The 25,735-nt window shown below is 61.1% G+C and carries 26 protein-coding genes; 9 read left to right on the top strand and 17 right to left on the bottom strand.

The features are described 5' to 3' along the window. Nucleotide 1 precedes the first annotated feature (1 nt). On the top strand, nt 2-1,180 hold the full coding sequence (locus ACIOMR_RS02675; RefSeq protein ID WP_003210689.1) for a VWA domain-containing protein: 1,179 nt from the start codon (nt 2-4) through the stop codon (nt 1,178-1,180). Between the two features lie 136 nt (nt 1,181-1,316). Here ACIOMR_RS02675 and ACIOMR_RS02670 read toward each other — a convergent pair whose 3' ends face one another. Genes ACIOMR_RS02670 through ACIOMR_RS02660 form a run of 3 tightly spaced genes read right to left on the bottom strand, consistent with a single transcriptional unit; the run spans nt 1,317 to nt 3,681 of the window. Then, on the bottom strand, nt 1,317-2,240 hold the full coding sequence (locus ACIOMR_RS02670) for a biotin-dependent carboxyltransferase family protein (RefSeq protein ID WP_177008940.1): 924 nt from the start codon (nt 2,238-2,240) through the stop codon (nt 1,317-1,319). After that, nucleotides 2,237-2,941, bottom strand: a complete 705-nt coding sequence (pxpB, locus tag ACIOMR_RS02665) for a 5-oxoprolinase subunit PxpB (protein WP_177080158.1) — start codon at nt 2,939-2,941, stop codon at nt 2,237-2,239. The genes ACIOMR_RS02670 and pxpB overlap by 4 nt, the downstream gene beginning before the upstream one ends. Then, on the bottom strand, nt 2,938-3,681 hold the full coding sequence (locus ACIOMR_RS02660; protein WP_087692567.1) for a 5-oxoprolinase subunit PxpA: 744 nt from the start codon (nt 3,679-3,681) through the stop codon (nt 2,938-2,940). The genes pxpB and ACIOMR_RS02660 overlap by 4 nt, the downstream gene beginning before the upstream one ends. A 176-nt stretch (nt 3,682-3,857) precedes the next feature. Between ACIOMR_RS02660 and ACIOMR_RS02655 the strand changes: the two genes are divergently transcribed. Continuing rightward, a complete protein-coding gene (locus tag ACIOMR_RS02655) occupies nt 3,858-4,796 on the top strand; it encodes a LysR family transcriptional regulator (RefSeq protein WP_008437943.1) in 939 nt (312 codons plus the stop codon). Between the two features lie 110 nt (nt 4,797-4,906). Here the strand turns inward: ACIOMR_RS02655 and ACIOMR_RS02650 are convergent, their stop codons facing one another. The 3 genes from ACIOMR_RS02650 to ACIOMR_RS02640 are packed head-to-tail and all read right to left on the bottom strand — an operon-like array spanning nt 4,907 to nt 6,816. After that, complete coding sequence (locus tag ACIOMR_RS02650) at nt 4,907-5,449, bottom strand: DUF2937 family protein (RefSeq protein WP_177040339.1); 543 nt, start codon at nt 5,447-5,449, stop codon at nt 4,907-4,909. 11 nt (nt 5,450-5,460) lie between these two features. Then, nucleotides 5,461-6,237 carry a class II glutamine amidotransferase gene (locus tag ACIOMR_RS02645; protein ID WP_003210683.1) on the bottom strand — a complete coding sequence of 259 codons (777 nt, stop codon included), beginning with the start codon at nt 6,235-6,237 and terminating at the stop codon, nt 5,461-5,463. A gap of 30 nt (nt 6,238-6,267) precedes the next feature. Then, nucleotides 6,268-6,816: a hypothetical protein gene (locus ACIOMR_RS02640; protein WP_003210682.1), complete on the bottom strand. Its 549-nt coding sequence runs from the start codon at nt 6,814-6,816 to the stop codon at nt 6,268-6,270. Nucleotides 6,817-6,837: 21 nt separating this feature from the next. Here ACIOMR_RS02640 and ACIOMR_RS02635 point away from each other — a divergent pair, with 21 nt between their 5' ends. Continuing rightward, a complete protein-coding gene (locus ACIOMR_RS02635) occupies nt 6,838-8,892 on the top strand; it encodes a S9 family peptidase (RefSeq protein WP_401192042.1) in 2,055 nt (684 codons plus the stop codon). A gap of 82 nt (nt 8,893-8,974) precedes the next feature. After that, complete coding sequence (locus ACIOMR_RS02630) at nt 8,975-9,448, top strand: cyclic nucleotide-binding domain-containing protein (protein ID WP_003210680.1); 474 nt, start codon at nt 8,975-8,977, stop codon at nt 9,446-9,448. Here ACIOMR_RS02630 and ACIOMR_RS02625 read toward each other — a convergent pair. Continuing rightward, nucleotides 9,445-9,732, bottom strand: a complete 288-nt coding sequence (locus tag ACIOMR_RS02625; RefSeq protein WP_003210679.1) for a hypothetical protein — start codon at nt 9,730-9,732, stop codon at nt 9,445-9,447. The genes ACIOMR_RS02630 and ACIOMR_RS02625 overlap by 4 nt on opposite strands. 78 nt (nt 9,733-9,810) lie before the next feature. Between ACIOMR_RS02625 and ACIOMR_RS02620 the strand changes: the two genes are divergently transcribed. Then, nucleotides 9,811-10,497 carry a spermidine synthase gene (locus ACIOMR_RS02620; protein WP_063032534.1) on the top strand — a complete coding sequence of 229 codons (687 nt, stop codon included), beginning with the start codon at nt 9,811-9,813 and terminating at the stop codon, nt 10,495-10,497. Nucleotides 10,498-10,519: 22 nt separating this feature from the next. Here ACIOMR_RS02620 and rarD read toward each other — a convergent pair whose 3' ends face one another. Then, nucleotides 10,520-11,404, bottom strand: coding sequence for an EamA family transporter RarD (gene rarD / locus ACIOMR_RS02615; protein ID WP_401192038.1), 885 nt, complete (start codon nt 11,402-11,404; stop codon nt 10,520-10,522). Nucleotides 11,405-11,977: 573 nt separating this feature from the next. Beyond that, a complete protein-coding gene (locus ACIOMR_RS02610; RefSeq protein ID WP_401192035.1) occupies nt 11,978-12,892 on the bottom strand; it encodes a ParB/Srx family N-terminal domain-containing protein in 915 nt (304 codons plus the stop codon). A 147-nt stretch (nt 12,893-13,039) separates the two neighbouring features. On the opposite strand from ACIOMR_RS02610, the gene ACIOMR_RS02605 reads away from it, so the two are divergent. From ACIOMR_RS02605 to ACIOMR_RS02595, 3 genes are all read left to right on the top strand, one after another. Beyond that, nucleotides 13,040-13,414, top strand: coding sequence for a YajD family HNH nuclease (locus tag ACIOMR_RS02605; protein ID WP_003210675.1), 375 nt, complete (start codon nt 13,040-13,042; stop codon nt 13,412-13,414). 288 nt (nt 13,415-13,702) lie between these two features. After that, complete coding sequence (locus ACIOMR_RS02600; protein ID WP_003210674.1) at nt 13,703-14,170, top strand: RNA methyltransferase; 468 nt, start codon at nt 13,703-13,705, stop codon at nt 14,168-14,170. Nucleotides 14,171-14,239: 69 nt separating this feature from the next. Continuing rightward, nucleotides 14,240-14,590, top strand: coding sequence for a DUF2892 domain-containing protein (locus tag ACIOMR_RS02595; RefSeq protein ID WP_003210673.1), 351 nt, complete (start codon nt 14,240-14,242; stop codon nt 14,588-14,590). Between the two features lie 106 nt (nt 14,591-14,696). Here the strand turns inward: ACIOMR_RS02595 and ACIOMR_RS02590 are convergent, their stop codons facing one another. Both ACIOMR_RS02590 and ACIOMR_RS02585 read right to left on the bottom strand, forming a co-directional pair. Continuing rightward, nucleotides 14,697-15,935 carry a hypothetical protein gene (locus tag ACIOMR_RS02590; RefSeq protein ID WP_178966425.1) on the bottom strand — a complete coding sequence of 413 codons (1,239 nt, stop codon included), beginning with the start codon at nt 15,933-15,935 and terminating at the stop codon, nt 14,697-14,699. Nucleotides 15,936-15,947: 12 nt separating this feature from the next. Next, nucleotides 15,948-16,397 (bottom strand): YcgN family cysteine cluster protein, encoded by a 450-nt coding sequence (locus ACIOMR_RS02585; RefSeq protein WP_003210671.1) that lies wholly within the window; start codon nt 16,395-16,397, stop codon nt 15,948-15,950. 153 nt (nt 16,398-16,550) lie between these two features. On the opposite strand from ACIOMR_RS02585, the gene ACIOMR_RS02580 reads away from it, so the two are divergent. Continuing rightward, entirely contained in the window at nt 16,551-17,150 is a 600-nt protein-coding gene (locus tag ACIOMR_RS02580) for a nitroreductase family protein (protein WP_008437924.1), read from the top strand. Between the two features lie 80 nt (nt 17,151-17,230). Here the strand turns inward: ACIOMR_RS02580 and ACIOMR_RS02575 are convergent, their stop codons facing one another. The 6 genes from ACIOMR_RS02575 to ACIOMR_RS02550 form a co-directional block, all read right to left on the bottom strand. Then, entirely contained in the window at nt 17,231-20,704 is a 3,474-nt protein-coding gene (locus ACIOMR_RS02575; protein WP_401192030.1) for a hypothetical protein, read from the bottom strand. Between the two features lie 122 nt (nt 20,705-20,826). Continuing rightward, nucleotides 20,827-21,759: a D-2-hydroxyacid dehydrogenase gene (locus ACIOMR_RS02570; RefSeq protein ID WP_003210668.1), complete on the bottom strand. Its 933-nt coding sequence runs from the start codon at nt 21,757-21,759 to the stop codon at nt 20,827-20,829. 117 nt (nt 21,760-21,876) lie between these two features. Beyond that, nucleotides 21,877-22,170, bottom strand: a complete 294-nt coding sequence (locus tag ACIOMR_RS02565) for a YcgL domain-containing protein (RefSeq protein WP_401192028.1) — start codon at nt 22,168-22,170, stop codon at nt 21,877-21,879. After that, nucleotides 22,167-23,300, bottom strand: coding sequence for a ribonuclease D (gene rnd, locus ACIOMR_RS02560; RefSeq protein WP_401192026.1), 1,134 nt, complete (start codon nt 23,298-23,300; stop codon nt 22,167-22,169). Before rnd ends, ACIOMR_RS02565 begins: the two co-directional genes overlap by 4 nt. A 122-nt stretch (nt 23,301-23,422) precedes the next feature. Continuing rightward, nucleotides 23,423-24,073, bottom strand: a complete 651-nt coding sequence (locus tag ACIOMR_RS02555; RefSeq protein ID WP_401192023.1) for a class I SAM-dependent methyltransferase — start codon at nt 24,071-24,073, stop codon at nt 23,423-23,425. 145 nt (nt 24,074-24,218) lie between these two features. Next, nucleotides 24,219-25,592: a glutamine synthetase family protein gene (locus tag ACIOMR_RS02550; RefSeq protein WP_401192020.1), complete on the bottom strand. Its 1,374-nt coding sequence runs from the start codon at nt 25,590-25,592 to the stop codon at nt 24,219-24,221. Nucleotides 25,593-25,735: the final 143 nt, after the last annotated feature.

The raw sequence follows: 25,735 nt of genomic DNA, 5'->3' as shown, positions 1-25,735 counted from the left end.
CATGCTGCTCAACCTGTTCAATGAAATGCGTGCAGCCAAGGTGCCGGTGTCGGTGCGTGAGCTGCTGGACCTGATCAACGCGCTGAAACAGCGCGTGACCTTCGCCGACATGGACGAGTTCTACTACCTGGCCCGGGCGATCCTGGTGAAGGACGAACGGCATTTCGACAAGTTCGACCGGGCCTTCGGCGCCTACTTCAATGGCCTGGAAAAACTCGACGATCACCTGCAGGCACTGATCCCCGAAGACTGGCTGCGCAAGGAATTCGAACGCTCGCTGACCGACGAGGAACGCGCACAGATCCAGTCCCTCGGCGGGCTGGACAAGCTGATCGAAGAATTCAAGAAACGTCTGGAAGAACAGAAAGAACGCCACGCCGGCGGCAACAAGTGGATCGGCACCGGCGGTACCAGCCCGTTCGGCTCCGGCGGCTTCAACCCCGAAGGCATACGCGTGGGGGATGCCGGCAAGCGCCAGGGCAAGGCGGTCAAGGTCTGGGACCAGCGCGAGTACAAGAACCTCGATGATTCGGTGGAACTGGGCACGCGCAACATCAAGATCGCCCTGCGCCGCCTGCGCAAGTTCGCACGCCAGGGTGCGGCGGAAGAGCTCGACATTGACGGCACCATCGACCATACGGCCCGCGATGCCGGGCTGCTGAATATCCAGATGCGCCCGGAGCGGCGCAACACCATCAAGCTGTTGCTGCTGTTCGACATCGGCGGCTCGATGGATGCCCATGTGAAGACTTGCGAAGAGTTGTTCTCGGCGTGCAAGACCGAGTTCAAGCACCTGGAGTATTTCTACTTCCACAACTTCATTTATGAATCGGTGTGGAAGAACAACATGCGCCGGGGCTCGGAACGCACCTCGACCCAGGATTTGCTGCACAAGTACGGCGCCGACTACAAGGTGATCTTTATTGGTGATGCGGCCATGGCGCCGTATGAAATCACCCAGGCCGGCGGCAGCGTCGAGCACTGGAATGAAGAGCCCGGGTATGTGTGGATGCAGCGGTTCATGGAGAAGTACAAGAAGCTGATCTGGATTAATCCGTACCCGAAAGATACCTGGGGCTATACGGCGTCCACCGGGATTGTCCGGGATTTGATCGAGGACCAGATGTTTCCGTTGACGTTGCGCGGGCTTGAGGAAGGGATGCGCTTTTTGTCGAAGTAAGTTGTTTCCCAGACAACCACGATCAAATGTGGGAGCGGGCTTGCTCGCGAAAGCGCAGTGTCAGTCACCGAATATATTGGCTGATACACCGCCTTCGCGAGCAAGCCCGCTCCCACATTTTGTCCTGCGGCGGTCTTTAGTTTCTGGCAAGGTACTGCAAATACTCCACTTGCTGGCGATGCGCCGTTTCCTGCACCACCGGCGCCAACCTCACCTTCTCCCCCGGCAAGCACTGCGCCAGCCGCGCCAACGCCAATGGCGTCAACGCGCCCAATCGTGGGTAGCCGCCAATGGTCTGCCGGTCATTGAGCAACACAATCGGCTGCCCATCCGGCGGCACCTGGATCGCCCCCAGCGGGATGCCTTCCGAGATCAGCGACGGCCCCTGATACTCCAGCGGCATGCCAAGCAAGCGCATGCCCATGCGGTCGGCACGGCTGTCGAGGGTCCACTCGCTGTTGAACACATCAAACAGACTCTGCCCGCCAAACTGACCGATCTGCGCCCCGAGGATCACCTCCAGTGGCGCCTTGGAATCCAGCTTCGGCAATTGCCCGGCGGACAACACCTGCATCGCACCGCCCACGCCCGAATAGGTCAATTGCGCACCTTCGGCCAGTGACCGGCCAAAGCCATCCAGCCCGCCCAGTTCTTCACGGCCCACCGTGGCGCAACTGCCCAGCACCTGCGGCGCATCAAACCCGCCCGGCGCTGCCAGGTAAGCCCGCGCACCGCTGAAAGGCTGAGTAAAACGCAAGCGCTGGCCCTTTTGCAGAATAAAGCTGCGCCCCGGGCTGATCGCGCGCTCGTCGACATACGCGCCCAAGTCCGCCCCGGCCAGCGCCAGCAGGCAATAGGCCTCGGCCTGCACGGTGAAGCCACCCAAGGTGATTTCCACCACCGGCGCATCCAGGGCATTGCCCAGCAACCAATTGGCCCACGACATCGACACCCAATCCAGCGCGCCGCCCTGGGTCACGCCCAAATGCCTGACGCCAAAACGTCCGGCGTCCTGCAACAGGCACAGCGGCGTGCTGGCCTCGATCAGCAAGCGGCTCATGCCTGCGCCTCCAACGGCGTGTCATCGCCACCCAGGTTGATGAATTCGCGATGGCTGACCGCTTCGTAACGCACGGTGTCCCCCGGCTGCATCAGGCTGTAGCCGTCGCGTTCGCGGTCAAACAACTTGGCCGGTGTGCGGCCGATCAGGTTCCAGCCACCTGGCGAGACCACCGGATAAGCCGCCGTCTGCCGCTCGGCGATGCCCACGCTGCCCGCCGCCACCCGCTTGCGCGGGGTGTTGAGCCGCGGTGTCGCGAGCTGTTCATCCACCAGCCCCATAAAGGCAAACCCCGGGGCGAAGCCCAAGGCGAATACCTGGTACTCATGCTGGCTGTGACGGCGAATCACCTCCTCCACTGCCAGGCCACTGCGCTGCGCCAGCAACGCCAACTCCGGGCCGACACTCAGGTCATACCAGACCGGCAACACATGGCATTGCCCGCTGCCCTTGGGTTCGGGCTGCAATTCCTTGAGCGCCTGGTCGATCAACGCCCGTGCCTGGCCAGGGTCCAGCGCCAGCAGGTCGTAGTGCACCATCAGGGTCGTGTAGGACGGCACCAGGTCCACCAGCGCCGGGCCAAAACCTTCGCGCAAACGGCGGGTGGCGGCGAGCATCCAGGGCATGTTGTCTTCGGCGATCACCTCAAACAGGCGCACCATCAGGCAGTCGATGGCCACCACTTCAATCCGTGGCTTCATGCTGGGGTCAACGCCTCGCGGATGCGCTGCACGGCAGCCACTGAGCTAGCGTTATCACCATGCACGCACAAGGTATTGGCTTGCAGGTGCAACGGACTGCCATCACTGGCGACCAACTGTTCTCCCCGGGCGATGATCAAGGCCTGCTGGATGATCTTTTCCGGGTCATGATGCACCGCGCCCGGCAACTGGCGGGAGACCAGATGGCCGGCGCTGTCGTAGGCACGGTCGGCAAAGGCTTCGAACCACAGGGTCACGCCATATTCGTCACCCAGGGCCTGGGCGGCGCTGTTGTCGCGGGTGGCCATCAGCATCAATGGCAGGCTGGCGTCGTAGGCCGCCACGGCCTGGATCACCGCACGCAATTGCGCAGGTTTGGCCATCATGTCGTTGTACATCGCGCCATGGGGTTTGACGTAGCTGACCCGTCCGCCCTGGGCCCGGCAAATACCGTCGAGGGCGCCGACCTGGTAGTGCAACAGGTCCTGGATTTCCTGCGGGGTGTAGGCCATGGAGCGGCGGCCGAAGCCCTGCAGGTCCTGGTACGCCGGGTGCGCGCCCACCTGCACGCCATGCTCGAAGGCCAGGCTGACGGTCTTGCGCATGATGCTCGGGTCGCCGGCGTGGAAACCGCAGGCTACGTTGGCGCAATCAATGAACGGCATGACTTCGGCGTCCAGACCCAAGGTCCAGTTGCCAAAGCTTTCGCCGATGTCGCAGTTCAATAGCAGGCGGCTCACGGTAGGGCTCCTGTAGGCTTTATTTTTTTGTAGTGTGGGATCTTTTACCAAGATCTCGCAACGATGTTGTCCCGAGCCCCAACGACGCTTATCGTGAGACAGCTCGATTTTTGGCGGTTGCGGCACGCTGCGTCCAACTAATAAAAAACAATCCATGCATAAGAAAAGTTGATCCCATGAATTTGAAGTTCCTCGAAACCTTCGTCTGGGTGGCCAAGCTCAAGAGCTTTCGCCTCACGGCAGAGAAGCTGTTCACCACCCAGGCCTCGATCTCCAGCCGCATCGCCGTGCTGGAAAGCGAGTTGGGGGTGAAGCTGTTCCTGCGCGATTCCCGAGGTGTGAGCCTGACGCCGGAAGGCTTGAAGGTGCTCGATTATGCCGAGCAGATGATGGCGACCATGCAAGGGCTCAAGCAGTCCCTGGAAACCACCAGCAGCAAGGTCGGGCGTATCCGCATCGGAGTGATGGACACGGTGATTCACACTTGGCTGAGCGCGCTGGTGGCAGAACTGACGGACAACTTTCCGCGGGTAGAAATCGAGTTGGTCGCCGATACCGCGTTGAACCTCAGCGATCAGTTGCAAAAGGGCTTTCTCGACCTGATCCTGCAAACCGACCTGCTGCGCCAGGAAACCTTGCGCAGCCTGGAACTGGCCAGCCACCCCATGGGCTGGATCGTCGCCAGCCACTCGATCTACAACCGCGACTACGCGTCCCTCGCCGAACTGGCCCAGGAGCGCATCATCACCTACTCGAAAAACTCCTGTCCGCACCAGGACGTGCTCAGCCTGATGCAGGCTAACGGCGTATCCGCCCCACGGATGAACTGTGTGAACTCGGTGTCAGCGATCACCCGCCTGCTGCGGGACGGGTTCGGGATTGGTGCGTTCCCGCCCGTATTGGTCAGTGAAGAGCTGGCACGAGGTGAATTGACCATGCTGCCCATGGAACAACGGCCGCCGAACCTGCAGGTGGTGGTGTCGTGGCGAGTGGGCGTGGAGTTGGTGGAGGAGATTGTGGCGCTGTGCCAGAGCGTGGTGCAGCAGTACGCGCAGAAGGTGGGCGAGGACTTGATGGTGTTGAGCAAACCCATGCCACTGAAGGAACCGATTTAAAACTGTGGGAGCGGGCTTGCGCGCGAATGCGGTGTGCCAGCCACCCCATATGTCACTGACGCACCGCATTCGCGAGCAAGCCCGCTCCCACAATTTGACCGCGTCAGCCTTTAAAGCCCCTTGAGGTCCCGCTCTTCAATCGGTCGGCTCTGGCGCAGGCGCTTGCCGCCCAACACCACCCAGTCGATCAGGCGGAACAGGCACTCGATGCCGAACGACAACAACATCGCCCCGCCCAGGCCCCAGCCCATGGCTTCCGGGGTCAGCAACAGCATGTAGCTGTAGCCGTTCCAGGTTTCCTGGCGAATCGCCGGGTCGGCGGCCACCGCCACTTGCAGCGCGCGGATGTACCACGGGCCCTGCATCGCCTGGAACTGCTTATCCAGCGCTGCCTGGCGGTCGAGCAAGGTGCCCAGGCTGTTGGCATCGCTGCGAAACACCGGGTCGTCACTGGCACGGTAATGGGCCACCAGCGCCTGCAAGTCACCGTTGAAGAACTGTTGCGCCGTGGCATCGAAGCCGCGCAAGCCGGTCTGGGCTTCGATCAAGTGGGCTTCGACGCGCTTGGCGTAGTCGCTGATAAACCCCGGCACCTGCACACCGACCAACAGACCCACGGCAAACAACACCAGTCGCAAATAGCTGAGCAACATATTCGACGTCCTTATTCCGTTTTACCTTGGCTGACACATTCGCCGCGTCGCCACAGGCTCCACTGGCCCGGTTCGTAGCGGGTCCAGGTCTCGTTTTCGGTCAGGGGTTCGGTGGCAATTACCGTCACCACGTCATTGGGGGTGGTTTCGGCCTGAAAATCGACGATCACGTCGACATCTTTCAACCGTGCAGGGCCAAATGGCGCACGCCGGGTGATCTGTGCCAGTTTGGTCGAGCAATAGCAGAACAGCCAGTCACCGTCGCTGAGCAGGCAGTTGAACACGCCCTTGCTGCGGTATTCGCTGCAGGCGGCGATCAGGTCCGGCAGCACCTGTTCGATGTCCACCGGTTCCGGGAACGCTTCACGGACTCGGTTGAGCAAATCGCAGAACGCCGCTTCGCTGTCGGTATCGCCCACCGGGCGGTAGAACGTGGCGCGGGGGTTGAAGTCCGCCAGTTGACCGTTATGCGCAAAGCACCAGTTACGGCCCCACAGTTCACGGACGAACGGATGGGTATTGGACAGGCACACCTTGCCCACATTGGCCTGGCGGATATGGCCAATCACCACTTCACTCTTGATGGGATAACGCTGCACCAGCAGCGCGACTTCCGATTCGCTGCTGGCCGCCGGGTCCTGGAACAACCGCAGGCCACGGCCCTCGTAGAAGGCGATGCCCCAACCGTCGCGGTGGGGCCCGGTACGTCCGCCGCGCTGCATCAGCCCGGTGAAGCTGAAGACGATATCGGTCGGTACGTTGGCACTCATGCCCAATAATTCACACATGCCAGGCTTCTCGATACAGGGCGTACAACGTTAAAGGCGCGGTTCGACCCGCATACCGCTGACAGGTGCCGGGCGACCGTAACGCTCATCGGCGAAGGGTTCGTCGTCATCCTCCGGCTCGGCGGCAGCGGCTGCCGCAGCGGCGGCCTTCTGCTCACGACGAACCCTGGCGGCACGCTCGATGGGCCAGCGGATCAGCACGAACACCAGGTACACGCCGAACGCGATCATGCAATACATGAACAGATCGGAGATCGCCCGCCAGGCGTTGTTGCCGACCTTGAGCACCAGGTCCAGGGCGGTGATGGCCACGGCCGGGGCGAACTGGGTCTTCACCGGATCGACGATGGTCGGGCTGAACAGCAGCACCGCCACCAGCAACCGCAGTGGCTCGCGCAGCCAGCGCCACATCCAGCGGGTCATGGCAAACCACACCAACAGGCAACCCAGGGCTGCGAAGGCGTAGAGGCCCCAAGCGATCAGATAGTCGTTCTCGGTCATGGTGTCCATGGCAAGGTAGGCAAACAGGCCGCTATGATAACGGCTTTTCAGTGCCGAGGCTGCAATGCCGTCGGCCAACCGCCAGACAGAGAGTGATCCATGCCCCCATCGACCCACATCACTGCCGCCCCGATCGCCCGCAAGGCCCCAGGCACCGACCCGTATGCCTGGTTGCAAGCGCGTGACAGCGCCGAGGTGCTCGATTACCTCAAGGCGGAAAATGCCTGGCAAGAAGCACAATTGTCCGACCAGCAGGCGCTGCGCGAGACCCTGTTCGAGGAGATCAAGGGCCGCATTCTCGAAACCGACCTGTCCCTGCCCTCGCCCTGGGGCCCGTACCTGTATTACACCCGCACCACCGCCGGCGACGAATACGCCCGCCACTACCGCTGCCCGCGCCCGGCGGACGACAGCCAACAGGTCGACGAAAGCGCGGAAGAGCTGCTGCTGGACCCGAACGTACTGGCCAATGGCGGCTTTTTCTCCCTCGGCGCCTTCAGCATCAGCCCGGACCACCAGCGCCTGGCCTACAGCCTGGATACCAGCGGCGAAGAGATCTACACCCTCTACGTGAAGGAATTGGCCACCGGCAAGGTCAGCGAACTGGAGTTTGAAGACTGCGATGGCAGCATGACCTGGGCCAACGACAGCCTGACCCTGTTCTTCACCGAACTGGACGACACCCATCGCCCGCACAAGCTGTATCGCTATCGCCTGGACGGCACTGCCGCCGAAGAAGTGTTCCACGAGCCTGACGGACGTTTCTTCCTGCACTGCTACCGCTCCAGCTCCGAGCGTCAGTTGCTGCTGGCCCTGGGCAGCAAGACCACCAGCGAGATCTGGGCCCTGGACGCCGAAAAGCCGCAGCAGGCGTTTACCTGCATGGCGCCACGGGTCGAAGGCCATGAATATGACGTCGACCACGGCAAGCTGGACGACCAGTGGACCTGGTTTATCCGCAGCAACCGTGACGGCATCAACTTTGCGCTGTTCCAGGCGGCCGACACCGGCAGTGTGCCGACCCAGGACGACTGGCTGAACCTGATCCCCCACGACGACGCGGTAATGCTCGATGGCGTAAGCCTCAATGCCCGGGCCATGACCCTGAGCCTGCGGATCGGCGGCCTGCCGATCATCGAAGTGCACCCACAGGGGCAAGCCGCTTATCGCGTGGAGTTACCGGACGCGGCCTACAGCCTCTATGTGCAAAACAGCCTGGAATTTGCCAGCGACAAGATCCGCCTGCGCTATGAGGCGCTGAACCGCCCGGCCCAGGTTCGTCAGCTGGAACTGGCCGGCGGCGCACAACAAGTGCTCAAGGAAACCCCGGTGCTGGGTGTGTTCAACGCCGACGACTACGTCAGCCAACGCCTGTGGGCAACGTCGGCCGATGGCACTCAGGTGCCGATCAGTCTTGTCGTCCGACGCGATCAGTTGGGTAAGCCGACGCCCCTGTATCTGTACGGCTACGGCGCCTACGGCCACAGCCTCGACCCGTGGTTCTCCCACGCCCGCCTGAGCCTGCTGGACCGTGGCGTGGCCTTCGCCATTGCCCATGTACGCGGCGGTGGCGAACTGGGTGAGGCCTGGTATCGCGGCGGCAAGCAGGAGTACAAGCAAAACACCTTCAGCGACTTTATCGCGTGCGCCGAACACTTGATCGCCCAGGGCCTGACCACCTCCAAGCAACTGGCCATCAGCGGCGGCAGCGCCGGTGGCCTGTTGATCGGCGCGGTGCTCAATCAACGCCCGGAGCTGTTCCAGGCGGCGATTGCCGAAGTGCCGTTCGTCGATGTGCTCAACACCATGCTCGACCCCGAGTTGCCGCTGACCATCACCGAGTACGACGAATGGGGCAACCCGCAGGAGCCCGAGGTGTATGAGCGGATCAAGGCGTACGCACCGTACGAAAACGTCAGCGCCCAGGCCTATCCGGCCACGCTGGTGATCGCCGGCTACAACGACAGCCGCGTGCAGTATTGGGAAGCGGCGAAGTGGGTGGCCAAGCTGCGCGACACCAGGACCGACGACAACCTGTTGCTGCTCAAGACCGAGCTGGGCGCCGGCCACGGCGGCATGAGTGGTCGTTACCAGGGATTACGTGACGTAGCACTCGAATATGCATTTGTTTTCAAGGCGCTGGGGCTGATTTAAGGAACTCCGCCTGGCGGGCCGGTCTGAACACTTGACCGCCGGGCGCGCCCTGCACGATTTATGGACAAAGACTGTAAGCCTCATGCCAGAACCGACCTTACTCAATAACGAAATCCGCGACATGCTGATGGATTGCGGCCTGTTCGACCCGTTGCTGCCGGAAGACTTCCACGTAGCGGCGGGCTATTTCAACATCAGCAGCATCGCCCGCGATGAGGTGATTTTCCTCGAGGGCGACGCGGGCACCTTCATGTGCATCATTCACTCAGGCCAGGTGGCGGTGCAGAAGACCAACCATGCAGGCCAGCGCCTGACTATCGCCACCTTGCGCAGCGGACGGACCTTTGGCGAGATGGCTGTGCTGGACGGCGAGCGCCGCTCCGCCAGCTGTGTGGCGGCCAGCGATTGCGTGCTGTTGAACCTGGGCAAGGATTCCCTGGAAAAGATGCTCAACGATGCACCGAAAATCGCGGCCAAGATCATTCGTGCGATTGCTATCGCCCTGTCCAGGCGCCTGCGCATGGCGGACGGGCAATTGCTGTCCCAGCAGTTTTAGCCGCCCGGGGTCTTGGGCTTGATGTCGTTTTGCTGCAAGCCGGGGATCGTCTGGTCCTTCGGCGGCGCGGGCAGCACGATCGGCGCCAACAATGGCTCACCGCTGCCGGCCGCCTTTGGCGTTGCCGGTGGCGTGACTTGCGGATAAGGCGTGGGCGTTGCAGTACCCGGTGAACCCGCCGTAGGCGCGGGGGTAATCGGCACGGTTTGCGACTCCTGAGCCTGGGCCACACCGCCAAGGGCGAGCGCGCTCCACACAATGACCGTTAGAATGCTGCACTTCATCGATGGCTCCATGGCCTGACCGTAAAGTCGTAAGGCTACTCCCAACCGCGCAAGAATGCCCTTCCCAATGAGATTTCCATGAAACGTTTCGTTCTGCTGGACACCACTCCGATCCCCGACAACGGCGGTGCCTTGTGCCTGTTCGAATACGGTGAGGATTTTGTCATCAAGATTCAGGGCGGTGACGGTGGCCAGTTGATGAACACGCGCATGCACGGTTCCGAGGATGCGCTGGCGGAGATTCCGTGCCGCAAAGTCGCCGGTCGGCCCGGCTCCAGGGTGTTGATTGGCGGCCTGGGCATGGGTTTTACCCTGGCGGCAGCGCTCAAGCATTTGGGCAAGACTGCCGAAGTGGTGGTTGCCGAGCTGGTGCCCGGCGTGGTCGAGTGGAATCGCGGGCCCCTGGGGGAAAAGTCCGGCCGCCCGCTGCTGGACCCGCGCACCGTGATCCGTATGGAAGACGTGGCCAAGGTGCTGCAGGCCGAGCCCCAGGGGTTTGACGCGATCATGCTGGACGTCGACAACGGCCCCGAAGGCCTGACGCAAAAAGCCAACAGCTGGCTGTATTCCGCCGGTGGCCTAAGCGCCTGCGCCAAGGCGCTACGGCCCAAGGGCGTGCTGGCGGTGTGGTCGGCCAGCGCCGACAAGCAGTTCAGCGACAAACTGCGCAAGGCCGGCTTCAAGGCCGAGGAAGTGCAAGTGTTTGCCCATGGCAACAAGGGCACGCGGCATACCATCTGGATTGCTGAAAAGCTCAAGGGCTAAGCATTAACTGCGTGGGTTGAAGTCAGATCGACCGGCGCAGTCGATTCAAATGCCTCAAGCCTTCCAGCACCAACACCACCACCGCCAGCCAGATCGGCACGTAGGTCATCCATTGGCCCGGCTTGAGGGCGTCTCCCAGCATCAGCGACACGGCCACCAGCAGCACCGGTTCCGCGTAACTGAGCAAACCGAACAGGCTGAACGGCAACAGCCGGCTGGCCAGGATGTAGGAATAACCCGCCGCCGCGCTGACCAACCCCATGAGTGGCACCAGCCAATAGAGCGCCGGGCGCTGCGCCAGGGTCTCGTTGATGGGCTCACTACCGAGGACGAACCACAGCGCGACCGGAATCATCAGCATCATGTCCAGCCACAGCCCGCCGAGGTTGTCGGTGCCACAACGCCTGCGCACTACGAAATACAGCGGATAACCGACGCACACCACCAGGGTGGTCCAGGAGAACCCGCCCGTGCGATACAGCTCGTTGGCCACGCCCACCGCCGCCAGCGCAGCGGCAATTTTTTGCAGATGGGAAAGGCGTTCGCCGTAAACGATGCGCCCGGTGATGACCATGGTCAGCGGTAACAGGAAATAGCCCAGCGACACATCCAGGCCGTGGCCATTGAGGGGCGCCCACATGAAGATCCACAACTGCACACCCACCAGGGCACTGGTGAGCACGACACAGGGCAGCAACGCGGGTTTCTCCCGCAGACGCTTGTAGATCAACGGCACCCACTTCCAATCCCCGGACAGGCACAGCAGCAACGTCATGAAGGGCAAGGAGATGAGCATTCGCCAGCCAAATATCTGCTGGCCATTCAAGGGTTCAAGAAGGGAGGTAAAGAAATACAGCACACCAAACAGGAAGGAAGCGGAAACCGCCAGAACAACGCCTTTAGACACAACAGCCTCTACAAAAAATTGCATGTATTCAATTGAAGCAGGCCGTTGCATTCACGCAGTGTGAATGTCAGCGAGATGAACATCAGAAGTTTATTAACGGGCACCATAAACTTACAACTTGCACAGGACACCTATCCCGAATCTTCAAGTTATAACAACAGGGTAACGCGTCGATCTTTTATTATTTGCACGACGATCATCAGACACTTCAACCACCCGACTTCGGTTATTGGAAGCAGTACGCTCTGGATGAGCGCTTCTGATTTGAAACGCCACAACGTCAACCACGGGGGTTGATATCGTGAAATGAAAGCCCGGCTTGCGGGAAACTGACAGTCGCCAGGAAAGACCTGACGTATTGACTACCTGACGCCACCACAGAACACACTAACGGCAGTAGGCCAAGAGGCGCCACATTAAACAAACTGGCAAAGTTAGTCCAACACTTTATCACCCTGAAGACAATTAAATGCCCCACGGCATTTAAATCGATATTTGCCGGATCTTTACTGTATATTAAGCCGTTATACGCCCGACAGAAACAGCACAAGGCCGCCCCTGCCGGTTCGTCACTTAGTTACTTCTACTGTCGATAACGTAGGGCACTTTCTTCTTGAACGTATCGTTCAGTTCTTTGCGGTCAAGTGACGTGAAGCCGCCCAACTGCCGGGCGCTGAAGCCGCTGTCCCCTACCGGTGCCTCGGGCGCCAGGCTGACCATGCGCTTGGCTACCGCCTCGATTGCCTTTTCATACCCGCCTTGCTTGTTCAGGTTGAACGCGCCGAGGTCAATCTGCGTGCGCAACCACCCTCCCCAGTAAAACTCCAGGAATTCCGGCACCACCTCACCAGAGGTCGGCTTGCCGTAGGACGCCTTGCGGGAGAAGTAAACCAGGCTGCGGAACATATCGTCGCCGAGGTCCTTTAAGCCCAGGTGTGCCGGAATTTGCTCAGGCGTGATGGTCTTGCCCTGGCCGTCCTTGAGCCAGACCTTGCGGCCCTGCTCCATGCGTTTCCAGAAAGTCGCCAGGTCGGGACTGTCGCTGAAGTTATCGGTGACCCGCACCCACATCTTCAGTTTGGCGCCGGCACCTGGCTGCTCCCACAAGGTACTGAACGAGTGGTGGCCGTCAGTGAGGTACAACTGGCCAGCGGGGCCGACCACCACGGTTTTCATGTCCGCCGGGTGGGCGCCTACCGGGTCTTTGCAGGTGAAGCTGCCCGGCTTATGCAGATCGGCATCTTCAGGCACCTTGTCGACACCGCCCTGGCCGTTGGTTTCACAGTATTCGTCGAACACTTTTTTGGGCGACTCGGCAAATACCCCCAGCTTGTAATGAATCTGATCAAAACCGATGACGGCCTGGGTCGGGTGGAGCTGCTCCAGCGCCACATCGATCACCTCGCCTGGCTGGGGCGTGGAAAACGCCTGGACCTGAACACTGACGGCGCACAACAGCAGCGCCCACAACCATGAATGCATCCGCATGAGTACCGCTCCTTATGATTCAGTTCGTCGATACTACAAACAATCCCCCTCACCGGCATGACCGCGCCTGAAAAAGCCGGAGGTTTATTAGCCCGCAAGCAGCTAGAATCAACGCTATCCGTGATCCACTAAAAGACAGGAGCCATGATGAGCTCGACCAACCCGCCCTCCCACACCGCCAAGCTGGATCGCATCCTCGCCGATGCCCAGCGCGACCGGGAAATGGGCTACCGCGACAAAGCCCTGAAGATGTACCCCCACGTATGTGGCCGCTGCGCCCGTGAATTCGCCGGCAAGCGCCTGAGCGAACTGACCGTGCACCACCGCAACCACAACCATGACGACAACCCCCAGGACGGCTCCAACTGGGAGTTGCTGTGCCTGTATTGCCACGACAACGAACACTCGCGTTATACCGACCAGCAGTATTTCGGCGAAGGCTCCACCAGCAGCCCGACGATCGCCAAGGCGACGCACAACCCGTTTGCGGCGTTGGCCGGGTTGATGAAGAAAGACGACTGAAGCGATGTAATGAACGACCTGCTGTGGGAGATGGCTCGCTGTGGAAGGAGGCTCGCAGTGGGAGAAGGCTTGTTGTGGCGAGGGAGCTTGCTCCCGCTGGGCTGCGTAGCGGCCCCACGCTTTTTGGGAGCGCTTCGCACTCCAGCGGGAGCAAGCTCCCTCGCCACAGCAAGCCCCTTTGCCATAGCAAGCTCCCTTGCCACAGTGTTGCAACACGTGCCGCTCAAACTGACCGCCTTTCGAGCAATCCCCGTATAATCGCGGTTTTTCTCGAAGGCACCCTCTCCCGTGGGCAATAAACGCTACAGCTGCATCGGTCTGTACAACCCCAAATCCCCCGAAAACGTCGGCTCGGTGATGCGCGCCGCCGGCTGCTACGGCGTGGCCTCGGTGTTCTACACCGGCAAGCGCTATGAGCGGGCCCGGGACTTTATTACCGACACCAAGAAGGTCCACCACGACATTCCGCTGATCGGTATCGACGACCTGAAAAAGATCCTGCCCCTGGGCTGCATCCCCGTCGCCGTGGAGCTGGTGGAAGGCGCCCGCCCTCTCCCCGAATACACCCATCCGGACCGTGCGCTGTATATCTTCGGTCCGGAAGACGGCTCCCTCGACAAAGAGATTCGCGACTGGTGTGAAGACGTGATCTACATCCCGACCACCGGTTGCATGAACCTCGCCGCCACCGTCAACGTGGTGCTTTACGACCGTCTGGCCAAGGGCAACAACACCCGCTCGGGCCCCAAATACTGATTTTTTGGGAACATCCGTGGCCTGTGTGCAGTCAGCTGCATATCAATCAGCCCTTGTTGGAGACAGATCATGAGCGACAGCAAAACCCTGCGACCCGTTATCCGGTCCACCCCGTTCGAGCCCCAACCCACGCAAAACGTCCAGGGCTGGGAACGCATCGGCTCCCTGGCTGGCGGTGTGGTGATGATGGGCAAAGGCCTGCGCCGTGGCGGCTTTTTCGGTTTGATCCAGGTGGCGATTGGCGGCGTAGCGCTGGCACGCGGGATCAGCGGGCATAGCTCGGCGAAAGAGTTGCTGGAGCGCAGCCGCCAGGAAATGAACAGCGTGCGAACCAAGATCGAACGCGCCGGTGAGGAACTGAAAAACCTCAAGACCAAGGCTGAAGTGGCGGCTGAAAACGCCAGCAAAACTGTGGGTTAACCCCGATCAAAAGTGGGAGCGGGCTTGCTCGCGAAAGCGGAGTGTCAGTCACTGACTGTGTTTCTGATACACCGCTTTCGCGAGCAAGCCCGCTCCCACCTTGGTTTCAGTGCAGCAGTTTGGTATCGAGTACTACCGACGACTCGCCAATAATGCTCTCCCCCAGCTGCACGAATTCCTTTGTGCTGATGCTGTTCAAGCGCATCACCGCCTGGGTCAAATCATCCAGCGAACGCTTGTTGTGGGTTTTCACACGAATCTCGCGGTCCAGCTCCTGCAACAACACCACCGCTCGTGAGACGGTCGCGCTATTGGCGTGCTCGACCCGCAGGGTGGTCACGTCCTTGCCTTCGCTGGCCAGCCGGGCCTGCAGGGCGGCATAACGATCGTCGCTGATCCCCCCTGCGCGGCGCATCAGCTCAATGGCGTAGTACTGCGCCAAGCCCTCGCTGATCCAATCGCTGCCCTGATGGTCGTTGAAGCGGCCGATAGCCTGCACCACTTCACGGATCAACGGGCTGCTGCCGTTCTCGCTGACCAACGGCGTACGGCTGTTGAGGTAGATCGAGTCCCGCGCCGAATACGCACCGCGGCGCATCGGGTCACTGGCGCCCACCACCAGCAATTTCGCCGGGTGCCGTGGGAATGCCGCTTGCACTTGCGGCCAGACAAACGTCAGCAAGGTCAGCACATCCATGCGATGCATGCCTTGCCCTTTGGGCGACGCCACGGTGATTTCGGTTTCCCCCAGGCGCATCCTGCGACTGCCCAGCGTACCCGCGAGCATCCAGCCGGTGGGCCGGTCAAACAGGCGGGAAACGTTATCGATGCGGAATTTGTTCTTGCCGATGCGCGGCCAGGACGTCTCGACGCTTTTCCAGCCGGCAGGCAGTTCAAACACCAGGCGCGACACCAGTTCAATGCCGTCCTGTTGATCCAGACGTGCAGTGGGCACCAGGTCTTCGCCGCGAAACAGCGCCCAACTCGGGGTCATCCGCGCTTCATAGACGCCTTTCTTGCGCGCGTGGGTGAGGCGTACACGGTAGGTCAGGCTGGCCTTGTCGGCACTCGGTTGCCACAGGCCGCGGCTGTCACCCGGGGTATTGCCCGGCAACACTTGCCACTGGCCATCGGCCTTGAAGTCGCTGTAGTCGCCGTCGCGGCCCAGGTCGAAGTTGAGGCTGCGCACCGCCGAGCCCTGGGACAGGCTCAGGCGCACTTCTGCCTGATCACTTTGGGGCAACAGCTTGACGTGATAGTCCAGGTCAACTTTCTTCGCCGCCCACGCCGGCGCACTCAATACCAACAACAGCAGGCTCGCCGCCAGCCTGGCTCCAACCGTCATACACACTCCTTCTCAGCCTGCACGAAAAATCAGGTAATCCTCCCAGTCATCCTCGGGCACGCTGCCTTCGCTGAGCATGCGCCCGGACTGGGAAATGCGTTCCTGGTGCACAGCGTCGCGATCGCCGCAGACCAGATGGTGCCACAGCGGCAAATCCTTGCGCTCGCTGACCAGCCGGTAACCGCAGGTGGGCGGCAGCCATTTGAACTGGTCGGCCTGGCCCGGAGTGAGCTGGATGCAATCGGGCACCGAGGCGCGACGGTTGGGGTAATCGGTGCACTGGCAGGTTTTCAGGTCCAGCAGTTTGCAGGCGATGCGCGTGTAGTAGACGCTGTTGTCGTCTTCATCCTCGAGCTTTTGCAGGCAGCACAGGCCGCAGCCGTCGCACAACGACTCCCACTCATCCTGGTCGAGTTGTTCGAGGGTTTTGCGGATCCAGAAAGGTTCGACTTTGGCGGCCATGGCTCTACATCAATATCGGTATGTTAAAAGGCCGCCAGTCTAGTGCCCATGGCCCCCGGGGCCAAGCGCTTACGACTGTCGGTAGAACAAGACTTGTCAGCCACCCGGCGGCGAAGTAGCTTTGAACCCCGGTTTTTCATCAGGATCAGCCCAATGAGCAGCAACCCACGCGTCGCCGACTATCCGATCCACCCACAATTCACCGACCGCTGGTCGCCGCGCGCCTTCACCGGCGAAAGCATCCCGGTGGACACCCTGTTGAGCTTCTTCGAAGCCGCGCGCTGGTCACCTTCGGCCTACAACTCGCAGCCATGGCGTTTTCTCTATGCGCGCCGCGACACGCCGAACTGGGAACGTTTCCTGGGCCTGCTGAACGAATTCAACCGTGGCTGGGCGCAGCATGCCTCGGCCCTGGTGATCGTCGCGTCGAAGACGACCTTTGCCGTGCCTGGTGCCACCGAAGAAACCCCGGCCCTGTGGCACACCTTTGACACCGGCTCGGCCTGGGGCCACCTGGCGCTGCAAGCCAGCCTCAGCGGCTGGCACACCCACGGCATGGCCGGTTTCGACCAGGAACTGACCCGCAAGGAACTGAAGATTCCTGAAGGTTACGCCCTGCACGCTGCGGTGGCGATTGGCAAGCTCGGCGACAAATCGACCCTGGCCGACTACCTGCAAGCCCGGGAAACCCCGAGCCCGCGTCGTCCATTGAACGAGCTGGTGTCCGAAGGCGACTTCAACCACCAGGACTGAACACGCTCTGGCAGTCGTTGACGGTCACGTCAAAACCCTGCTGCTGCGATCACAGCAGGGTACACCCGCCACAAGTGCAGCTACGCCTTGGCGATCAGCGCGTAATAGGCCCTGCGCAGCTCGTCTCGATCACGCTTGTACATATTGGCGAGAAACGGTGTCATGTCTTCAAGACCGTTTGCGTTCAAGTCCACTGGATAGATTTTATTATCCCTCGCTGAATACAGGAAATTACTTAACTGCAGATCGTTGTGGTAAAGATTTTTCTGTTCCATGCGCCGAAATGCGTCATCCAGTAAAAGCCTGGCCTCTGGGGGCAAACTTCCCCTTGCCAGGGTATTTACATCCACCCCGTCCAGCTTGCCCATTTTCAAATAACGGCGACCATTTTCAAATATCGTGGTTGCAAAGCCGTCACCGTAATAGCTGTTCAGGCACAGGGTCTCGTTATCGACAAAGTCGTCGGCAGAAGTCATGGATGAAGGGCCATAGTCCTTATAGACACTTTTCCCGTCGAGACTGTCGTAGATCGTCCCCTCACCGCCCCCGCCAATTTCCGGCCCCAGGTCTGATGCCACAGAAGGCGGGTTACCGCCGCGTGCCCCCAGGCGCTGCCATTGGTCCCCCTGCAGGTGCTGCACCAGCAGCGGCGTTTGCCGGTTGTTGTGATAAATCTGCGCCTGTACGGCACCGTCGGCGGTGCGAGTCACTTGCCGCACTTCGTAGACCGCAGTGTTGCCGGCAGTATCGGTATGGCGGATGTGGGACAAGTGACCGTCCGCCGCCACATAGATCCCCTGACTGTTGCGCGCAAGCCCGGCTATTTTCGATTCGGCCACGCTGTAGTCGCCAAGCAACCGGTTGTTCAGGGCGCTGCCCGGCTCGGCAGGCGTGGTGATGATCGCCCCATCCATCGCGCTCGTTTTTGCGGTGAAGCCTTCAAGAGGGCTGCCGTAAGGCCGCATCCTGTCCACATCAAACGCATACCATCGACCGTTCTGGAGCACCGCGCCTCCATCAACGCTTTGCCCGGCGACCTTGAAGGTACCCGTCGCTGCTGCGTCATAGTGTTTACTCGCAGCCTTCAACAGGTCATAGCTGCCGCTCGCGCCCCTGAGCTTGTTGACCACCTCTGCACCCGTGGCGCATACAAAGTTGGCGCCTTTGCCCAGCAACCGGGCACCGCCCGCGACCAGTTCGCTGAAGCCATCCAATGGGTTGAATGCTTGAATGGCAGCCACACCGATGACTTTTGCCACTTGAATGGCCTTGGCGGCGGCGCTCGCGACCTTGGCTCCCGCCTTCGTGACTTTCGCCGCCACACCCGCGCCCGCCGTGACAAAACCAAAGACATCCAGCGCCAGGTCACTGGCCCCTTCCAGGTGGTTACCCCTGGAAAAATTCACGATGGCGGACCTGAGCGGAATCAGGTCAAGAAAAAAGTGGGTGACGTTCCACTCGGTTGCCATTTGTTTATCGAATGAGGTGACACCCCGGGCATAGGTTTTTATGTCATCACTGTCGAGATCAAGATGCTCAACAAAGGCATCGGCAATGTGCTGGGTTCGCGCACTGGAAAAACTGAGGGGCGGCGTTGACAAGCCGTCCTGGCTCTTTTGGCCAAGGGCAGCCTCGCTCACGGTCTTGGGCTTGAAGGGCTCCGTCTTGAACTCCTTGTTGGCCTGCCGCTCGCGTTTTGTTGTTAACTCCGAGGTCGGCACCGACTTGATTGCACCTGCGTTCAAATCAATTTCATAAACAGTGTTGCCATTCCTTCCGGTGGCCTTGACCCACAGTTTGTTTTCCGCGCCCTGGCGTTTTTTAGAGGTGAAGTCGAGGCCCAGTTCATAAGTGTTTTTCTGAAAAAACTCGAGCTTTGCAAACTCCAGGTTTTCCCGGTCAACCAAGGGCAGTGTTGCGACAAGGTGCTTGATGACGCTGCGAACCCCTTGCTGGCGAGAAGTGATTGCTTGTTCAAATTCTTCGTTGAAGATTTTGTTCACGCTGAAATCCAGGCTCTTGCCTTTGATTGCCTCGGCAATGCTCGGGTCCCTGGTTTCCCATGGGTATTGGCCAAGTCCGCTCATGGCGATGTCCAACAACGAGAAAAGCCCGCCGGGCGCCCGGTTCGGATCATAAAGTGGTTGGGCTGACGGTTGTTTCGAGTCAACGACCTTCAGTCGATTCTCTTCAAAAGGTACGTGTTCGCCAAACCGCTCCTTCAAATGGGCCAACGCAATGTCTTTACGGCTTGGAATCTCGGCTTCCAACAAACCGGTAGCCGCAAGCGTCGACTTCAGTTGTGCGTTGAATGCCGTCCTTGCACGGTCTATCTCATCGTCGCTGTAACGATCATCTGGCTGGCATGTGACGATCCCGTTGACCACGGCCCAGTCCACCAATGCCGCCTTTTGTGCATGTTCGGCGGCGGCTCGATTCGTCAGGATCGCGTTTTCCGCGCTGGACATGACTTGGGCAAAGGTCATGTGCGCCACCTTTCCGGGGAACTGCGCCTCTATGGCCGCCGCTGCGACCGCGAGGCTTACCCAGGCAGGGCTGCCGTAGGTCACGCGGTCGGGGATGTCCTTGATCAAAAACTCGGGCGCCTTTCGTGCCAGTAACAAATAGGCGCCGGCCTTGGCCATCTCGGGACTGGTCTTGTGATTTTCGTGCAGGTAAGTGCTCAGGCGCTCGAGCACTGTCGAAGCCGGCTTGCCCCAGTGGGCCTGTTGCGCGAGGTCGAAACCTGCCACACGGTTTCGGTGCGGCGCCGTAATGGACTCGGGATCCAGCAGCAGGTGGATTGCGCTCAGTGCGTATTCGTTCACGCTGGTCTCGGAGGCGGCGCCCCCAAGCTGGTCCTGTATGGCTTGCCCCAGTGCCTGCCCGCGGGTGGAGCTGACGAGGGTTTCGAGTGCCTTGGCAGGATCAGCCAATGCCTCGCCCGACAACGGCTGGTTCGCGTTCAGATATTCCAGTACACCCACGCTTGCGCCGATGTGCGGTGCGTTGGGGTTCTGGCTGCCATGGTCGGTAGCCGCCGCCAGTACCCTGCGCTGTTCAGCGGCGCTCATGGGAACAGGCCAGGACAACCCGCCGCCAAAATTGCCGAGCGGATGCTCCAGTGCCCTGTCACTCACCGCTTGGGCATGACCGGTCAGCTGAAAATGATTGGTGGGCAACCCCAAGCCGATACTTCCGAGAAAGGTCTCTACCGTCGCCGCTTTACCCGCCTGGGTCGGGTAGGACGAGTCGGGGTGTATTTGCATCGGTGTCGTTTGCAGCGCGGCCAGCACCGCTTGAGGGCTGGCATTCACGCCAAGACGGCTGGCGATTTCGTTGAGCTTCTGGCCCAGTGTCCGCAGATTCTCGCGGTCGCCCAACGCCGCGGTGAGACCGGATTGCCGGGGGACTGGGGCGAGGGCCTGCGTATTGAGATCGGCCGTAGCACCCAGAGCAGAGGGCAATAGAGGGAGCGCCGCCGGCTCGGTAGAAAGCAGGGAAAGTTGCGAAGTTACCCGTGGAGGGAGAGACACAGTGCCAGCATTCAACATGAGAATGTACCCATCTGGAGAGGGGTACGAGCCTCACATACGGCCTGCGAAACGAACATCTGATTAGTGTTTGCAGAAATTTGTAAGCGCCCGGCAACACGCGTTGCCGGGCCTTCGCGCTGTCAGTAACCGCGCTCGAAACTCACTTCGCCGCGCAACGTTTCCTGCGCCTGGTACGCGCGCAAATTCTCGACAAATAATTGCACCATCATCCCCGGCGAAGTCGGCGCCGAGCTGTGCCCGGTCAGCAGCAACCCCCAGGCGGTCCAGAACGGATGGCGCTGTGGCAATGGCTCCTGACGGCAAACGTCAATCACCGCGCCGGCCAGATGACCTTCCTTCAATGCTTCCACCAGGTCCGCATCGACCACCGCCACACCGCGCCCGACGTTGATGAACAACCCGGTCGGCTTGAATTGCTTGAACAGCGCCGCATTGTACAAATCGTGGGTGTTCGGCGTGTTGGGCAGCAGGTTGACCACGTAGTCCACCTCACCCACCAGGCGCGGCAACGCGTCGAGCCCGGCAACTTCGACAAACGGCGCCTGCTCACGGGCCTCACTGGCAATGCCGTACAGCTCAACGCCAAACGGCTGCAGGAATTGCGCAACGCTGCGGCCGATATCACCGGTACCGACGATCAGCACTTTGCGCCCCGCCAGGCTCTGGCCCATGCGGTTATCCCACTTGCGCTCGACCTGGCTGACCAGCCGCGCCAGCACTTCACGCTCATGGCCAAGCATGTAAGTCAGCACGTATTCGGCCATCACCTGGCCAAAAATGCCCACGGCGCGGGTCAGGCGGTAATCCCGCGGCAGGCCGTCGGCCAGCAGCGGCGTAATGCCGGCCCAGGTGGATTGCAGCCATTGTGGCTGGTGCCCCTGGCGCAGCAAGGTGGCCAGAAGATCCGGCTGGCCCAGCCACACCGGGCAATCGGCCGCCAGGCGCGACAATTCGGCGGAGTCGCCGCTGGTCATGACCTCAAGGTCCGGCGCCGCTTCGCGCAGCAGCCGGGCGTACAGCGGGTGATCGTGTTCAGCAATCAGAACGCGCATGGTTCAAACCTTTCAAAAACACTGCAGGCGGCCGCCGGTCCAGTTCACTGTACCGTGCGGCCGCCGCCAAAAATTGAATTCCATTGATGAATGTGCCCCGGACGGGGCACTGACCGATCACATCGGGTCATTGCGTCGCAGCAGCTCTTCGGGCAAGTGTTCGATGTACTCGTCCTCGGCCGGCGGCATTTGCAGGTGGTAACCCTGCTTTTCGAGGTTCTCCAGAACCACGGTGATGTCCTCGCGGGACAGCTTGCGCTCCGGACTCAGCACCAGGTCGAAGGCGTGGTGCGGCTTGCCGAAGGCGGCCAGCAGACTTTCCGGCACGCGGTCCAGTGCATCGCTTTTCAGCACGTAGAGGTACATCTCGTTTCGTTTGAGGCTGCGATAGATGGAGCAGATACGTTTCAAGGCTGTTCTCCGGCAGTGGCCAGGCTGTCCAGCAGCGCCTGGCCCATCAGTTCGCGGCGCCAGCCACGCAGCGAATCTGGCAATTGGTAAGGCCCCTCGGGGTAGCCGCTCTTGACCAGGGCTTCAAGGGTTTTCTTGCGCAGCATCAGTTCCGGCGCCATGTCCAGGCGTTCGGCCTCGGCCTGGCCCAGGGCGCGCAGTTGCTTGATCAGCGTGGCGGCGTCCACCGGCAATGGCTCGGCAACCGCCGGTGGCCACTGGTCCATGGGCACGCTGCCGGCGCGCTTGATCAGGCCCAGCAGGAACTCGCCGTCCTGGCGCACGGTGCGCGGGTGCATGTCTTCGATCTTGCCCAGCGCGGCGAGGTTATCCGGCTGGGATTTGGCCAGGGGCCATAACGAGTGCTCACGGATGATCCGGTTGCGCGGCAGGTCACGGGCACGGGCTTGCTGTTCGCGCCAGGCGCACAGTTCGCGCAATACGGCGAGCTGGGCACGGGAGAGTTTCCAGGCGAGCTTGGCGTCGCGATAAACCTCGTACGGGTCCACTTCGCGGCGCAGGTTGGCCACCAGTTCGGCACCGTCTTCCAGGACCCAGGCGTATTTGTCGTCGGAAAGCTTCGGGCGCAGGCGTGTGTAGACTTCTGCCAGGTGCACCGCGTCTTCGGCGGCGTAGCTGATTTGCGTCTCGGACAATGGCCGCTGCAACCAGTCGGAGCGGGTCTCGCCCTTGGGCAACTCGATATCGAGGACGGCTTGCACCAACCGCGAATAGCCCATGGAGAAACCGAGGTTCAGGTAGGCCGCCGCCAGTTGCGTGTCGAACAACGGCACCGGCAGGCTGCCGGTCAGGCGCAGCAACACTTCCAGGTCTTCGCTGCAAGCGTGTACCACCTTGATCACCGCCGGGTTCTCCAGCAAGGCGGCCAGGGGTTGCCAGTCGTCGATGGTCAGGGGGTCGATCAGGTAAGCGCGCACGCCATCACCGATCTGGATCAGCCCGGCAATGGGATAAAAAGTGTCGACCCGCATGAATTCGGTGTCGAGGGCGACGAATGGCAACTGCTGCCATTCGGCGCAGTGCTGGCCGAGGCTATCGTTGTCGCAGATCCAGTGAATATCGATGGCCACACGGCTCTCCCTTGAAGAATGGCGCGCAGTATATATCGCGAAAGGGAGTTGCGAGCATTCGCAGTACAGCATCCGCCATGAAAACTCTTATAGGAGCTGAAGAATAGTCCGACAGTCGGTACTTATCCTCTCTTACGCAGGACATACACCCGCCACATGGCTGAGCCGGGCATGAACTCCTGTTGACCGAGGACCTTGAAACCCGCCAGGCGAAACTCCGCCTCCACTTGCGCCCGGTGGCTGACAACTGCCGCCGGGCCAGGCTGCAACGCCCGGTAGCCGCTGTCGCTGTTGACCGAAACAATTACCGTGTCGCGGCTTACCCGATGAAACTCACCGAGCAGGGCCAGGCGCCCTTCTGCCGTTGGCACATGGCGAAACAACTCCAGGCAAAAAATGCAGTCCACCGCGTTGGCCGAAAGGCCGATGGAAAATGCCGAGCCCTGGAAGGTCTTGATCCGCTTGAGCAAGCCCGGCGCGTGGTGGGTACGTGCGTGGTCGAGCATGTCCTGGGAATTGTCCGACGCCAGGATCACCCGGTTGCTGTGCTCGGCCAGCACCGGCCAAAAGCGCCCGGAGCCGCACGCCAGGTCGAGAATCAGCCCTGGCTCGCCGGCGATCTTCAGTGCACGGCGCACCAATTGCTCATCGCGCCACAACCCCAGGCGCCGCAGCAGCCCCGGCGGACGCGTGTCGGCGCAGACCAGGGCATGCTGCTGGCCAGCGCGTTCGGCAAATTCAATCTCGATGGAAGACGGCGGTTGCGACGGCATCACACGACTCTGTTAATGGATCAGACATTCGCAGCTTAACCACCGTCTCGTGAAAAAAAGGTCGAAGGATTGTTCGCCGTTAATGCAGAACCAGTATCCAGCCCGCTGCCTGTCTGTTAACTGTCTGTGATCAGCGCCTTCATCTTCAGGCCTGGTGCAGATACCAGCGCCAATCCTGCTCGCCCACCTCGCCCATGAACTGACGGTATTCGGCCCGCTTGACCGCCAGGTACACGCCGAGGAATTCGCCGCCGAACGCCTCACGCGCCCAAACCGAGCCTTCAAGCGCACGCAAGGTGGTCAGCCAATCGGTGGGCAGCAACTCCTTGGCCTGGGCATAACCGTTGCCCTCCACCGGCGCGCCGGGGTCGCGCTGTTCGCGGATGCCCCGGTGGATACCGGCCAGAATCGCGGCCGCCGCGAGGTACGGGTTGGCGTCGGCGCCGCAGATACGGTGTTCGATATGCCGGGAAAACGCCGGTCCGCCGGGCACCCGCAGTGTGACGGTGCGGTTGTCCACGCCCCAGGTCGCGGCCAGCGGCGCGTAGCTGTTGGTCTGGAAGCGTCGATAGGAGTTGGCGTTGGGGCAGAACATCAGCAACGAGTCGAGCAAGGTGCTGAGCATGCCGCCCACCGCGTGGCGCAACAGCAGCGTGCCGTCGGGTGCTTCGCTGGCAAACAGGTTATTGCCGTCGCGGTCCGCCAGGCTGACGTGCATGTGCATGCCGGTGCCGGCCAGATCGTCGAACGGCTTGGCCATGAAACACGCGGTCATCCCGTGCTTGTGGGCTACGCCCTTGACCAGGCGCTTGTAACGCACCGCCTCGTCCATGGCTTGCAGGGCATCGCTGCGATGTTCCAGGGTGATTTCCACCTGGCCCGGGGCGTATTCGGAAATCGCCGTGCGCGCCGGGATGCCCTGGAGTTTGCAGGCGCTGTAGAGGTCGGCGAGGAACGGTTCGATCTGCTCCAGCTCCCGCAGGCCGTAGACCTGGGTCGAGCGCGGGCGCCCGCCGTCGACATCCCGCGCCGGTTGCGGGCGGCCGTTACTGTCGGGTTTCTGGTCGAGCAAATAGAACTCCAGCTCCGCCGCCATCACCGGGTAATAGCCGTCGGCCTTGAGGTCGTCAATCACCCTGGCCAGCAGGTGCCGGGGATCGGCCACGGTAGCGGGCATGCCTTCGGTGGGGTGCATGCTGACTTGCACTGCTGCCGTCGGGATCAGGCGCCACGGCATGCGCTGCAAACTGCCGCTGACCGGGTAAGCGCGGCAGTCGATATCACCGACTTCCCAGACCAGCCCGGAGTTCTCCACGTCGTCGCCATTGATGGTCAGGCCGAGGATGGTACTCGGCAGCGGCCGGCCACTTTCATAGACCGCCAGCAGTTCATCGCGGTGCAGCAGTTTGCCGCGAGGCACACCGTTGTTGTCGAGGATGAACAGCTCGAACATCTCGATATCCGGGTTCTGCTCAAGAAAGGACTGGGCTTCGTGCAGGGTGGCAAAGGGCGTGCTCATGGGCATTCTCATACGTTCGCGTCAGGCAGGCGCGCGGGCGCTGCCGGGCAGATGCGCGGGGCATCCATTCGGGCAAATCAACGTAGGAGAAAGGTGTCCGGTGGGCGCGCGTGGCGGCAGTGCCAGAGCGCCCAGAAGGCGAG

It is taken from the genome of Pseudomonas sp. NPDC087814, assembly GCF_044742865.1.
In the GTDB taxonomy this organism is placed as follows: Bacteria; Pseudomonadota; Gammaproteobacteria; order Pseudomonadales; family Pseudomonadaceae; genus Aquipseudomonas.
The sequence above is the reverse complement of the archived record's forward strand: the minus strand, read 5'-3'. Positions and strand labels throughout refer to the sequence as shown.